This is a genomic window from Phytohabitans sp. LZ39 (genome assembly GCF_059359075.1).
Genome location: NZ_JCADBM010000005.1, coordinates 60,925 through 74,373, shown reverse-complemented (window position 1 = coordinate 74,373; position 13,449 = coordinate 60,925). Strand labels below are relative to the sequence as shown.

Annotated in this window: 9 protein-coding genes; 3 read left to right on the top strand and 6 right to left on the bottom strand. The window is 71.0% G+C overall.

The genetic code is table 11. The annotated features are described in order from the left end of the window. The first annotated feature begins 36 nt into the window (after positions 1-36). Positions 37-1,071 (top strand): LacI family DNA-binding transcriptional regulator, encoded by a 1,035-nt coding sequence (locus AC5L36_RS11720; protein ID WP_441215482.1) that lies wholly within the window; start codon positions 37-39, stop codon positions 1,069-1,071. Between the two features lie 32 nt (positions 1,072-1,103). On the opposite strand, the gene AC5L36_RS11715 is transcribed toward AC5L36_RS11720, so the two are convergent. The 5 genes from AC5L36_RS11715 to AC5L36_RS11695 are packed head-to-tail and all read right to left on the bottom strand — an operon-like array spanning position 1,104 to position 5,605. Then, positions 1,104-1,751, bottom strand: a complete 648-nt coding sequence (locus AC5L36_RS11715) for a hypothetical protein (RefSeq protein ID WP_441215481.1) — start codon at positions 1,749-1,751, stop codon at positions 1,104-1,106. Beyond that, positions 1,748-3,343: a hypothetical protein gene (locus AC5L36_RS11710; RefSeq protein ID WP_441215480.1), complete on the bottom strand. Its 1,596-nt coding sequence runs from the start codon at positions 3,341-3,343 to the stop codon at positions 1,748-1,750. The genes AC5L36_RS11715 and AC5L36_RS11710 overlap by 4 nt, the downstream gene beginning before the upstream one ends. Then, positions 3,340-4,215 carry an ABC transporter ATP-binding protein gene (locus tag AC5L36_RS11705; RefSeq protein ID WP_441215479.1) on the bottom strand — a complete coding sequence of 292 codons (876 nt, stop codon included), beginning with the start codon at positions 4,213-4,215 and terminating at the stop codon, positions 3,340-3,342. The genes AC5L36_RS11710 and AC5L36_RS11705 overlap by 4 nt, the downstream gene beginning before the upstream one ends. After that, a complete protein-coding gene (locus tag AC5L36_RS11700) occupies positions 4,212-5,030 on the bottom strand; it encodes a cupin domain-containing protein (protein ID WP_441215478.1) in 819 nt (272 codons plus the stop codon). The genes AC5L36_RS11705 and AC5L36_RS11700 overlap by 4 nt, the downstream gene beginning before the upstream one ends. A gap of 20 nt (positions 5,031-5,050) precedes the next feature. Further along, the gene (locus AC5L36_RS11695) at positions 5,051-5,605 is read right to left on the bottom strand and encodes an RNA polymerase sigma factor (protein ID WP_441215477.1); all 555 of its coding nucleotides are present in this window, start codon (positions 5,603-5,605) and stop codon (positions 5,051-5,053) included. A gap of 487 nt (positions 5,606-6,092) precedes the next feature. On the opposite strand from AC5L36_RS11695, the gene AC5L36_RS11690 reads away from it, so the two are divergent. Both AC5L36_RS11690 and AC5L36_RS11685 read left to right on the top strand, forming a co-directional pair. Then, positions 6,093-10,523, top strand: coding sequence for a hypothetical protein (locus AC5L36_RS11690; RefSeq protein ID WP_441215476.1), 4,431 nt, complete (start codon positions 6,093-6,095; stop codon positions 10,521-10,523). Positions 10,524-10,555: 32 nt separating this feature from the next. Then, entirely contained in the window at positions 10,556-11,116 is a 561-nt protein-coding gene (locus AC5L36_RS11685; protein ID WP_441215475.1) for a hypothetical protein, read from the top strand. Here AC5L36_RS11685 and AC5L36_RS11680 read toward each other — a convergent pair. After that, positions 11,113-13,428 (bottom strand): caspase, EACC1-associated type, encoded by a 2,316-nt coding sequence (locus AC5L36_RS11680; RefSeq protein ID WP_441215474.1) that lies wholly within the window; start codon positions 13,426-13,428, stop codon positions 11,113-11,115. The genes AC5L36_RS11685 and AC5L36_RS11680 overlap by 4 nt on opposite strands. Positions 13,429-13,449 lie beyond the last annotated feature (21 nt).

The window sequence follows — 13,449 nt, the reverse complement described above, 5'->3', positions numbered from 1 at the left end:
TCGGAGACGGCTCGACTCGCGCGGGAGAGGACTCAGGTGACGGTTCCAGCACGGACCACCCGTACGGCGGTGATCGGCGATGTCGCCCGGCTTGCCGGCGTCTCCAACCAGACCGTCTCGCGCGTGCTCAACGACCACCCCCGGGTGCACCCGGAGACCCGCGACCGCGTCCTCGAAGCCGTCCGCCAGCTCAACTACCGCCCCAACGCGATGGCCCGCGGCCTGGTCCGGCGCCGGTCCCACATGATCGGCGTGGTCAGCTTCGACACCGTGCTGTTCGGCCCGGCTGCCACGCTCCTCGGCATCGGCCGCGCCGCCCGCGCCGCCGGCTACGGCGTCAACATCATCACTCCGGAAACCGCCGATCGGGCCGGTGTCATCGAGGCCGTCGAGACGCTCGCAAGCCAAGCCGTCGCGGGCGTCATCATCGTCTTCGCTCCGCAGGCCGCCGCGGCGACCGCGCTCTACAACCTGCCGTCCAACCTGCCCGTTGTCGCGATCGAGGTCGGCGTCAACGACGAGATACCGACCGTCCGGATCGACCAGAGCACCGGCGCCCGGCTCGCCGTCGAGCACCTGCTCGAGCTCGGCCACCAGACCGTCTGGCACGTGGCCGGCCCGCGTGACCGGCTCGACGCCCAGGATCGCGTCGAGGGCTGGCGCGCCACCCTCGAAGCCGCCGGGCGCACCGTGCCACCCGTGATCGTCGGCGACTGGAGCGCGGAAGCGGGATTTCAGGCCGGGCTCCAGCTCGCCCGCCGCGACGACGTCACCGCGATCTTCGCCGCCAACGACCAGATGGCCCTCGGACTCCTCCGAGGACTACACGAAAGCGGCGTGCGCGTCCCCGACGACATCAGCGTCGTCGGCTTCGACGACATCCCCGAAGCCGGCTACCTCATCCCGCCACTGACCACCATCCGCCCCGACCACGACCACGTCGGCCGGCAAAGCGTCACCGCGCTACTCCACCTCCTCGATCACCGCACCGGCACGGGCCAGATCCCCGCCAAGATCGTTCCCACCCTGATACGCCGCCGCAGCACGGCGCCGCCATACGTCGCAAGCTAGCGCCGGTACGGACCACACAGGCGGAGCGTCGTCTAATGCCCGCGGCGGTGGACTGGATCGCGGCCCGCCCACAGCAGCGCGATCAGCGCCGCGGCCAGCAGTAATGCCCAGCGGCCGTGGGCGGCGGCCCAGCGGTCGTCGCCGGGCGGCACGTACAACGCCCAGCGGGCCGGGAGCAGGACCGCGGCGGTGGCCAGCACCAGCACCCCGGGGCCGGCCAGCAGGCCCGCGGCGCCATCGCCCATACGGAGCCGCGCGGCGGCCAGGGCCAGTGCCGTCGCGGCGAGGGCCGCCGCCTCGATGGTGACGCCGCCCAGTCGCAGCGTGGCCGCGGCGCCGTCTTCGGCGCCCGCGACGGTGGCGCCGAGAAGGGCGGCCCACCAGGCCCCGGCCACGGCGGCGGCCAGGGCGGCGCGGAGCAGGTGGCGCAGCAGGCGTGGGGTCGGCACGGTCGCGATGCTGCGCGCCGCCGGGTCGTCGAGCAGGAACGCGATGCCCACCGCGCCGCAGGCGGCCGCCACGCGCAGCAGCCCGAGCAGGTCCTCGTCGCGCAGCGAAACGGTGGACACGGCGGGCCCGGCGACGATCACCAGGCCCAGCCCCGCCGCGGCGAGGAACAGCGCCCACGGCATCGCCCGCGCGGTCGGCACAAGCAGCGCGGGCACCGTGCGAGCCTTCATGCCGAGCACACCATCCGCTCGCCTTCCGGCAGCTCGGCGGGCACCGGCACGCCGAAGAGCTCGCCTACCCGCTCGGTCGGAGCGTCTGTGGCGGTCAGGCGGGCCCACGACGACACGATCAGTGGGGCAACCTGCTCGGCCGGGCGGCGCAGCAGGGCCCAGGCCACCGCCATCTCACGGTCGGGCACGCTGGCCCCGAGCAAGCCGCTCACCGGGTCGTCGAAGCCTACGGCTCCCCCGCTGCTTTGGTCTATCGCGCGGAGGTCGTCGACCGCGCCGGGCATGGACTGCGCGGCGAGCCAGGCCATCACCACCGCGCGCGCTCCACAGAGGACGCCCGCCGCACCGGTGCCCGCATGGGTGACCATCTCATAGGCCACCATGCCGGCGAACGCGATCTCGGACCGGCCGTCGCCCCAGGCGGTGCCGACCGCGACGGTGCGCGGAGTGCCGGCCGCGGCGTCGCCCCGGCGCCAGACATCCGCCTGCGCGGAGGGGTTTCCCACTGACGAGCTGGCGAACGAGTCCCGCTCCACGACCCGCTGGCGCACCGTGAACGGCTCCCGGGCGACGTCTTCCGGCACCCACCTCAGGACGCCGCGGACTACTTCGTCCCACGCGTCGATCCACGGGGTGAAGTCGGCGAACGCGCAGTATGTGATCTGGTCGACCCGCCGGCACACCTGGCGCTCCGCGGGGCGCTCGACGGCGGCGGTGAAGGCCGCCCGCGCCGCCTTGTCGGGTGGGATCAGCTGTGCCGTCCCGGCCAACGCGGCGACCGACAGGCCGGCCACGGCGACCGCGGTGAGGCGGCGGCCGCGCGCCCCGCTGACCAGCAGCGCGGCCGCGGCGGCCAGGACGATCAGGCCCACCACGTATGCCAGGTGGCGGCCGGCGGGGCGGGTCAGCAGGTCGACTGGCAGGCGCGGCGGCTCCGGCTCCATGGCCACGGGCAGCAGCCACCGCACGTGGCGCGCGCCCGGGACGGAAGGCAGGATCGATGCGAAGCTCGCCACGGCCAGCGCGGGCAGCATCAGGACCGGCAGGATGTGCGACCGGATGGTGCGTGCCAGCAGCACACCGGCGGCGCCGAGCAGCAGCACGAGCGCCGGGTAGAGGGCGAGCTCCCACGGATTGGGGCGGCCGGCGGCGCCGGGCAGCGCGGCGAGAAAGCCGATGCGCACGCCAGCTAGCGCCGCGGCGACCACCGCCAGTGGCACCACGGAGAGCAGGAACGCGCCGGTGCGCCACGGGTCGGGCAGGACGAGCACCTCGTACAGCGGTGCCGTGTGGTGCCGCTGGGCCCGCAGCGCCGCGAAGCTGGCGCCGACCAGCGCGCCGCCGCCGAGCAGCAGCATCGCGACGAACTGCGGTGCGGAGTCGGCGTCCTGGAGGATCGGGTAGCGGTCGCCGCCTATCAGCTTGCCGACCGCCCAGGGGACCATGAAGAGCAACACGCCCAAGATCACCGCCGGGTGGCGGAGCAGCCGCACCGCCTCGACCCGGGCCAGGGCGAGCATCGCCCGCCGCTGTTCGCCCGGCACGACCGCGATGTCCGCCACGCGCGGTGGCGCCTGCGCCGCCGTGCTCACGCCGCCTCCTTGCCGGACGCGACGTCGACGAGCATCAGGTAGCCGTCTTCGACCGTGGGGTCGACCAGGTCGGCGCCGGGCGGCGGGTCGCCGACGTGCCGGTATAGCCCGCTGCCGGTGCGCCACGAGGCCAGCGCGCGCGGCTCGCGGGTGCCGCCGGTCCAGACCCGGCCGGCGGCCAGCGCGGCGAGGTCGGCCGGTGGACCGGCGAACCGCACCTCGCCGTGGTCGAGGACGATCACGCGCTGGCACAGTGCCATCGCCTCTTCGGTCTGGTGGGTGGAGAGCAGCACCGTGCGGCCCTCGCCCAGCTCGGCGATCATCTCGCGGAAGCGCAGCCGCTGCTCCGGGTCGAGGCCCACGGTCGGCTCGTCGAGGATCAGCAGCTCCGGGTCGCCGACCAGCGCGGCGGCCAGCGCCACCCGTTGGCGCATGCCACCGGACAGCGCCCGGATCCGCTTGCCCCGCTGGCCCTGCAAGCCGACCGCCGCCAGCACGCGGCTCACCTCCTCGTGCCGGCCCCGCCGGTCGGTCAGCTCCTTGAGGATCGCCACGTAGTCGACGAACTCGAACGCGGTGAACCCCGGATGGAAGCCCGGATCCTGCGGCAGGTAGCCCATCCGGCGGCGGACCGACAGCCGGCCGGCGCCGGTGCGCGGGTCGGCGCCGAGCACGGTCAGCTCGCCGCTGTCCGGGATCAGCGCCGTGGCCACGATCCGCAGCAGCGTCGTCTTGCCCGCGCCGTTGGGCCCGAGCAGTGCGGTCACCCCGTCGGTGAGCGAAAACGTCACACCGGCGAGGGCGACGGTCCGCCCGTATCGCATGGACAGGTCGGACGCCCGGACGGCCGGAGCGGTCGCCGTGACGGTCACCTGAACCTCCTTGATGTCTCGAACGCCCGGCGGTGCCGGGCGAGGAACGCGGCCACCATGACGGTGGCCAACGCCAGGACGACCTGGCCGGCGGGAACGAACACCGGCGATCCGCCCGAGCCCGCCGCGGCTGTGGCGCCGACCAGCGCCAGCCAGCCCAGGCCGACCGCGACCGCGGCGGTCACCGGGCCGAACCGCGGCGTCAGCGCCAGGCAGGTCACGGTCAGGGCCAGCGACGGCAGGAACCAGCCGATCGCCACCAGCCCCAGATCGGGCACGGCCAGCGTCACCGCCAGGCTGAGCGCCGTCGTCACCGACAGCACCGCCGCACACCGCAGCAACAGCAGCCGGAACGTGTGCATCGGTGCCACCAACGCGACCTCGTATGTCGGGTCGACCCGCGGCCCGAACGAGAGCGCCACACCGGCCACCGGCAGCAGCGGCGCCATGGTCAGGAAGGCGATCGGGTCGGCAAGGCTGCCCATCAGCGCGGACAGCACCAGGGTCGAGGTGACCGCCGCCAGCCAGGACAGCCGCAGCGAGGGGGTCGCGGCCAGGAGGCGGGCGGTGTGGTCGGGCACCCCGGCCCTGACCAACAGGCGCTCGATCGGTCCGGGGCGCGGCGCGTCGAGCTCGACCTCCAGCCGCCGCCAGCCCGCCCCCACCAGCTCTGGCTCGACCGCGCCCGAGAGCCGCGCGCGGCACCGCGCGCAGGCGGCCAGGTGTGCGTCGGCCGACCACAGCGCCGGCGGTGCGAGCGCCTGCGCCACGTATCGGCGGATGTCGTCGTCGGGCAGGTGCCACTCGGTGTCCACGCCCCCTCCTTCCCGCTCGCTCACGCCAGCTCCTCGCGCAGCTGGCGGCGGGCGCGCATCGCCCTGGTTTTGACCGTGCCGGCCGGTATGCCAAGCAGCACCGCGGCCTCGGCGGTCGTGAGGCCGTCGATGACGGTCGCCTGCATCACCGCGCGCAGCTCCGGTGACAGGCGGGCGAGCGCGCCGGCCAGGTCGCCGTGCTCGACGCCGAGCAGCACACGCTCCTCCGCCGATGGCTCCTCGACCGGCCGCCGCCGGGCCAACATCCCCAGCAGCCGGTCGCGGGCGCCATGGCCGCGCAGCGCGTCGATCAGGCGGCGCGAACCGATCCGCCACAGCCAGCCTGCGACGTCAGCACCCGGCTCGCCGCGGAACCGCGCGGTGCCTCGCCACACCGCCAGGAACGCCTCCTGCACCACGTCGTCGACGAGGCTGTGGTCGGCACAGCGATACCGCAGGCGGATCACCAGCCACGCCGCATAGCGCCGGTAGAGCGCCTCGAAGGCGTCCCGGTCGCCACGAGCGATGGCGGCGAGCAACTCGACGTCGCTCGGCGTGCCAGCCGTATCCCTCACACCCTCTCATCGCGTCGAAGCGGCCGAACGGTTCACGGCTCGCCTTGGTGTAGGCGGTTGCGGATTAGCGAAGCATCGAAGCCGATCTGTTGACAGCATCGATGGCGCAGTGACAGCATTCGCTCCATCGATACTGTGCGCCAACGGGGGACTACTGCGCGCGAGTACGACGGGAGTTTGTGCGTGGCTTCGTGCCGCGGTCCCCTGACACCTCATGGGGGAGGACCGCGTGGCCGCGCATTTGGTGGATCTCACGCCGTTGTTGATCGTTCTGGCCATCTTTTCGGTTTTGCTGTTCAAGGCCGGCCGGCACAGGTCGTCCTTGACCAGGATCGCACTCGGTGTGGGTGCTGGGTTGTGGTTGGCCCTGGTCGGAGGCGCGTTGTGGATGGTGGGTCAGGCCACCGCCGCGCAGCTGGCGGTGCCGCCGGTGGCGACCTCGCCCGGTAATCCGTGCGCACAGGGGCAGACGCCGCGAGTTTTCAACGTGTCACTGATCAACATACCGATCTTCCTGAACCGTTTCGGCGACGTGGTGCCGGAGGGTCGGATGTACGTGCTGGACGAAAACATCGCTGCGGTCCGGGCGGGCTTCGCGGGCGCGGCCAACCCGGCGAAGGCGGCCGAGAAAGATCTGATCGAGCCGTTGACGGTACGAGCCAATTTGGGTGACTGCGTCGAGGTGCGGTTTACCAACCGGCTCAACGAGCCGGCGCCTTCGTTCAACCGCGACGCGTCGATCTTCACCCTGCCGGGCGAGACATTGCGCGCCCGCGGCACGGCGACGCCCAACCCGCGGGAGTTCGCGCCCGCGGCGACGCAGCCGGACAACGACTTCGATCCGGCCACCGCGCCGAACGCGTCGATGCATTTCGACGGGCTCGACTACGACGTCACCGGCTCGGACGGCATGGTGGTGGGCAACAACCCGGATTCGACCGCGAGGCCCGGCCAGACGATCACGTACCGGCTGTACGCGGGGGTGGAAGGCGAGTTCCAGTTCAAGGACGGTGCGGACTTCTCGTCGCAGCAGACGCGCCCGGTGGACGCCAACGGCAAGGTGCGGTTCATCGGCTCGCACTCGTTCGGCGCGTTCGGCGCGATTGTCGTGGAGCCGGCCGGCGCGACCTGGGTCGATCCGCGCACCGGCGGAGCACTGCCATCCGGCACCCGGGCGGTCGTCAAGCAGCCGAACGCCCCGGACTTTCGCGAGCACGTGCTGTTCATGCATGACGAGGTGGAGGCCGAGCCGGGAATCCTCACGCGGTTCTGCCGGTCGGGCGACGACGCCGGCGGAAACGAATGCGTCACCCCGACAGCCGCCCAGTTGGCCAAGCTCACCGCTGGCACCCTGCCCGCGCTCGGTGGCGGTGACGCGGACGCGCTCGTGCAGGGCGAGGTCCCGGTGAAGTTGGAATGGTTCGCGTTCAACTACCGGTCCGAGCCCGGGTTCAACCGGGAGGAGGTCGGTTGCCCGGCGGCGACCCAGGCGGCGCAGGGCTTCAAGGCGAACCGGTGCGTCGGTGAGGAGACCAGCCTGTCATCGTGGGCGTACGGCGACCCGGGCGGCGGCGACCTCGTGTTCGCCAACTACCGGGGCGAGCCGATGCAGATCCGGTTGCTGCATCCCGCCGAGTTCGAGACCCACACCTTCCACTGGCACGTCAACCGGTGGCCGTTCGACCCCAAGGACGAGGGTGGCCTCGCCGCCGTCTCGCGGCCCGACCATCACACGAGCACGACCAACGTTCTGGACGTGCAGGCCGTCTCGCCCAGCTCGCACTACGCGCTGATGGCCGAAGGCGGCGCCGGCTCCGCACATCTGGACAAGCGCGCGACGTTCGGCGACATCATCTTCCACTGCCACCTGTACCCGCATTTCGCGACCGGCATGTGGGGCCTGAACCGGACGCTGGACAAGCGCGAGCGGGGCACCCGGACAAATCCGGACGGCACCCCGGTGCCGGCGCTGGTGCCGCTGGAGGACTTCGACTACGACCCGACGGTCACGGGCCGGCAGGACCCGCCGGAACCCACCGCGGCCGCGCCCGGGTTCCCGCTGTTCGTGCCGGGCAAGTTCGGGTTCAAGGCGCCGAAACCGCCGCTGTCGGTGTCCGACCGTTCGCCGACCGGTGTGTTTCCGCCGACCGCGCTCGAGAAGGCAGCGGCCGACCCGCGGGCCCAGGTCGCCGGCGGGTTCTTCCAGGATCCGTGTCCCGCGGGGCGGCCGGTGAAGACGTTCGACGTCGTGGCGATCGAGATCAGTTCGACGTACAGCCCGCACCTCAACTGGAAGAACCCGCACGCGCGCGTCTACGCGCTCGCCGCGGACGAGTCCTTCTTGCGCAACGGGGTGATGCGCCCCGAACCGTTCTCGCCGTTGCTGAACGTGGGCGACTGTGTGGTGTACAAACTGACGAACAAGCTACCGGAACAGTTCGGCGGCACCGTCTTCGACCGCGCGCAAATCACCAACGAGGTCGGTATCCACCAGCACATGGTGCAGTTCGATGTGCTGTCCAGCGACGGCGCGGCCAACGGCTGGAACTACGACCAGGGCGCCGACTTCGGCCAGACATTCACCTACCGCAACTTCGTACACGACGACACGTCCACCAACTCCTTCCACGACCACTTCTTCCCCAACGTGCACCAGGACAACGGGCTCTTCGGGGGTTCGACCATCCACCCGGCCGGCTGCACGTTCGAAGACCACAGCAGGGGCCATGCTTCGGTCGGCGCGTTGGCGGCCGTCAAGTGCCAGCCGACCACCGACTATCTGGGCCGGCAGACCAACGGCGAGGACTACCAGAGCTATGGGCTGTTCATCGAGGACCACGTGCCGATGTTCCGCCCGGCCGACCCGAACGATCCGAACGACGACGCCCTGGTCACCCCATTCGGCGTGCCGATCTTCCCGGCCAAGTTTCCGTCCAGCACCGACGACCAAGGCGTCATGGGGGTGAACTACGGCCTGCAACCGTTCGAGGCAACCCGGACCAAGTACGCGTCGACCGCCCAGGACGACCCGTCCAACCTGTTCGACCACTGGAAACTCAACGGCGCCGGCACACCCAAACTACGCGCCTACGACGGCGACAAGACGAAGTTCCGACTATTCCAGCTGTCGCAGGAAGAGTCGCACGGGTTCAACCTCGACCGCTTCCCATGGAAGTCCGAGCCCCGCGACCCCGAGTCGAATATCGTGCAAGCCCAACACATCGGCATGCTGGAGTACTTCGAAGTCCGCGCCGATATCCCCGGCATCGAGAGCGGCTTCCAGTACCTGTGGTCCTACGGTGCCAGCGACGACCTCTTCCTCGGCGCGTGGGGTGTGTTCCAGGTGGAGTCGTGCTGGGAACGCCTGAACTATCCGGGATACCTGCCGTGGCTGCCGGACAACTATCCCCCTGAATGCGGCAGCGCACCGGCCGCCCCGGGCGTCAAGAAGCGGAGCGACCGCGCCGCCGCGGCACTCGATCCCGGCCAGCCCTGCCCGGTCAACAGCGGCGGCACGATAACCGTCCCGGTCCGCCGGTTCGCCGTCTCGGCCATCCACAAAGACATCGTGTACAACGCCGCGGGCGACCACGACCCGAACGGGCGGATGTTCGTCCTCGACAACGAACGAGCCGCCGTCGAGGCCGGCACGAAACAGCCCGAGCCGCTCACGATGCGGGTCAACGCCGGCGACTGCATCGAGGTGACGCTCACCAACCGGCTCGACCCGGCCAAGCTCAAACCACACTGCTTCGAAGCCATCGAGCCGGGCCAACTGGGCTACAAGGCCGGCGTGCTGACCTATCCGGCGTGCCTGGACCAGCCTCCACGCAACGAGGTCAACGTGCCCGGGTTCAAGCCGCTGGAGGTAGGCGCGCGAGTCTCCCTGCGACCACAGCTGGTCGACTACCACAGCCCATCCGCGGGCAGCTCGATCGGCACCAACTTCGACTCCACCGTGGGTCCGGGCGAGCAGATCACCTACCGCTGGTACGCCCGACCCACCGCACCCGGCCTGGCGATGCTGACCGACTTCGGCGACGTACCCAACCATCAGCATCACGGCCTGTACGGTGCGCTCGTCATCGAACCCGCCGGCTCGACCTATCTCGACCCGAAGACCGGCCAGCCCTTGGTGGACCCGGCCACCGGGCAGACCCGCACCAGCACCACCCAGGCCATCATCGTGGACCCGAACGGCCCCGACTTCCGGGAAAACATAGTGCTCATGAACAGCGACCTGTCGCTGTTCCGCAAGGACACCAACGGCAACCCCGCCGACGACCAGCCGGTCCCGGACAACTTCGACCTGAAGCTCACCCCGAGCCGAGAGGCCGACGACCCCGAGGACCAGGGCGAGTTTTCGATCAACTACCGCAACGAGCCATGGTCGCACCGGTACGCCGCGGACCAGAACATCACCAACATCTTCAGCTCCGCCGTACACGGTGATCCGGCCACGCCGCTGTTCGAGGCGTACGCCGGAGACCGCACCGTCTTCCGGGTGGGGCAGGCGGTCGGTGACGCCAGGTCCACAAGCTTCGGGCTGAACGGACACACCTGGCGCCGGTCACCCAACGACCCTCAGTCACAGATCGCCGCGTCGCAAGGCCAGTTCAACCCCGGCGTCTCCTACAACATCGTCCTCGACCCGGCCGTCACCGGCGGTGCGGGCGGCCGCCGCGGCGTCGCCGGCGACTACCTCTACCGCTCCAACACCCTCGCCCGGCACCTCACCGGTGGGCAGTGGGGCATCTTCCGGGTCCACGCCAGCGCACGGCCCGGCCTGGCAGCCCTGCCCGATCACCCACCGAACACGGCGACCGGAGCCGCCACCACCCAGGACCACCGTCCCGCCCTCGCCTGGGTCGCGGCACCGGCGGCATGGTGGCGGCAGGGGCGAAGGAGGCGGTGGTGAGCCGACGCGGCAGGCTGACCCTGCCGGACGAGATGCGCGGCACCACCGGCCGCACAACCGGATCCGGCCGCGCCACCCGGCGCGGCCGGCCCCACCCGCACGACAGCCGATACCGGCAAGGCTTCGTCCTGGGCCTGAGCGTCGGCATGAGCCTGGCGCTGGTCCTGGCCGTCGTCGCCTTCGTACTCACCCGCCCCCAGACGTCCCCACCGGCGTCGACGACCGCGGCGGCGACCACCGCCAACAGCGACGCCGGGCATCAACAGCAGGCCAAGGCCGCGATCGCCATCACCGCTCGCCACCTCGGCAACCTGCGAGTACAGATCGACGCGCAGGTCACCGCACCGGTTTCCTACGACCCCATCAGCATGGGACAGGTCGTCGCCTACACCGACATGGTGGAGATGCCGATGTCCCATCGAAAAGGGCCCATCGTGATGGCCGAACTGGGCAACCGCAAAGGCACCTACCAAGCCGTCACCACACTGTCGATGATCGGCGAGTACGACATCATGGTCGAGGTGAAACAACCGATGGCGAGCACCGCACACGAGCGTCTCGCCATCAAGTCACTCTCGGCCGGCACCGGCTAGCGGCGGGGGTTGACGGTTCGTTCGGCGGGTTGGTTCGTCGGCCGCGACCGAAGCAAGGAGCTGGCCGCGATGGCTGCGGCGGTGGTGAGGACCAGCAGGATCCACACCACGGTGAGGATCGTGTAGTTGCGGTCGGAGGTGCCGTCCCGGAAGAGGTTGACCGATCCGGTGAGGGTGAGCTCAGCGCCGCCCAGAAGCCATCCGAGCGGCAGGAAGACCGCGCCGCGCCCGGCGATCACGACGGCCGGAATCACGACGGCGCAGGCGATGCCGGCGAAGGCACGTAGCGTGGTCCCTTCGCCGGTGTTCAGGTGCCATGACTCGTAGAGCAATGGAACGAGCAGCAGGGTTGTGGTGAGCGCGAGTGCGGCCAGCAGCACCGCGGTAGCCGCCCTGATCGCGTCGGGGCGAAACCGGTTTGTGCGGTCGCGGGTTATCGCGACGACCAGGCATGCCTGCGCGGCGATGGCGACGAGGTCGGCCGTGACCATGAATCCCCAGGCGTCCTGGAAATGGCTCTGGACGCTGCTGTGCAGGGTCGGTGCCAGGTCGACCCACGCCCAGGCCAGCACCCCGAGCAGAAACCAGGCCCAGCGGGACTGTCGAGTCGCGAGTAACAGGCCGGCTCCGGCGACCTGAACGACCCAGACCAGGTTGTGGTACCAGTCATCGCTGAGGGGCACCTCGGCGATCCCGTAGACGGCGATCGCGTACAGCAGGACGCTGATCGTGACGAGCAGGCTGGCGGCCAAAAGGAGGCCGCCCGCCTCCCGCACTGCCGGGTGACCGGAGGCCGACCGTGCCGTGGCTGCCGTCGCGGCCGGCGCTGTCCCGCCGTCTGGTTCGCCGACGGCGGCGGGCGGCGGAGCAGAAGCTGGGGCTGGGGCGGGCCGCGGCGGAGCCTGGTCAGCTTCCGGCGCCGTGGGCTGGCGCCGCACGCTGTCAGTGCCAGGCTCGTCGTCGGCCGCCGGCGTCTTGGTGTCGCCGGCGAGGGCGGTGCTGGCGGCGCGGCGTACCTGGGCGCTGTCATCGGTGTCGCTCAGGCGAGCCAGCGTGACTGTCGCCAGGTCGGCTAGCGCAGGCTTGTCGGAAGTCGACAGCTGCGCCAGCGCGCGGACCGCCTCGAGCCGCAGGACCACCCGCTCGCTGGCCAGATCGTCCACGATGGACTGTGGCAACGCGGGCGCGCGGACGCTGCGCGCCACGACCAGGCTGCCCTCCACACCGAAGCTCCACTTCATCGGCGCCTGGCCGGGCGTGCGGTCGCGGACCGTACGGTACGTGTAGTCGTACAGCTCGTCGATGCTGATCTCACCGTCGGCGTCCAAATCGGCCGCACCGCTTTGCAGGCCGTCGACCAGCGCGGCGGTGAACACGGACGGTTGGGCCTGCGCCTGGGTCAGATCCCCGCCCTCGAACGCGTACTCGGTGGCGCTGGACGCGGTGAGCACGACGCGACCGCTGCCGGCGCCGAACTCGTCGGCGATATGGACGTCGTTGCCGGAGCGCACCGTGGCACCGCGGGTGAACGCGCCGCTGTAGCAGCAGTCCAGGATCAGCACCACGCGCCGGGACTGGGTCTCGTCCAAGGCCTCGTGCACGAAGCTGGCCGGCACGCTGGTGGCGCCGAGCACGGACAGGTCGGTATCTCGGGCCGCCAGGTGCAGCCGCCCACGGGTGTCCTTGACGCCGTGACAGGAGAAGTGCAGCAGCAACAGGTCGTCGCGGTCGCGGTTGGCGAAGAACGCGGCGATGCGCCGCCGGATACTGCGCTCGTCCGCGTCCGTCATCAGCTCCACGTTGAACCCACCGATGGTGGGATCGCCCAGGACGCGGGCGAGCGCGTCGGCGTCGTGGCTGGGTGACCGCAGCTGGGCCAGACCGGGATCGTCGTAGTGGGCGTTGGCGATGACGAGCGCTTCGCGTACTCCCACGGGCGGTTGGGCCGGCAACGCGAGCAGCGCCCGGACGAGCCGTGCGGTGGCCTCGTCGTCAGCGGTGGCCAGGTCGATGTCGACACCGGCGATCGTGACCCGCACCCGTTGCCTGCGGCGGGTGTACCGGTCCACGACTCGCCGGACCGCCGCGACCACCCGGCCCATAGACTCGCCGGCCTGCACCGCGGTGATGACGAACGAGCAGACCGCGACGATCTCCGCTAGCCCACGGGTGCCCTCCGGCGCCCCACCCAACGGCACCTGCTCCAGCCGCAGCGCGCCGGCGTCGGCCAACTCGGTCCGCAGATCCAGGGCGATCGCCTCGATGACTTCCGTGGCGTCCGGCGCGTCCTCCGCGGCGGAAAGACGCAACACGAACCGAGACGTCGGTGCCTC

What these genes read in the sequence shown, in the direction of transcription:
- AC5L36_RS11715 (WP_441215481.1), bottom strand. Translation starts at nt 1,751, where the DNA reads ATGAAGGCTCGCACGGTGCCCGCGCTGCTTGTGCCGACCGCGCGGGCG.
- AC5L36_RS11685 (WP_441215475.1), top strand. Translation starts at nt 10,556, where the DNA reads ATGCGCGGCACCACCGGCCGCACAACCGGATCCGGCCGCGCCACCCGG.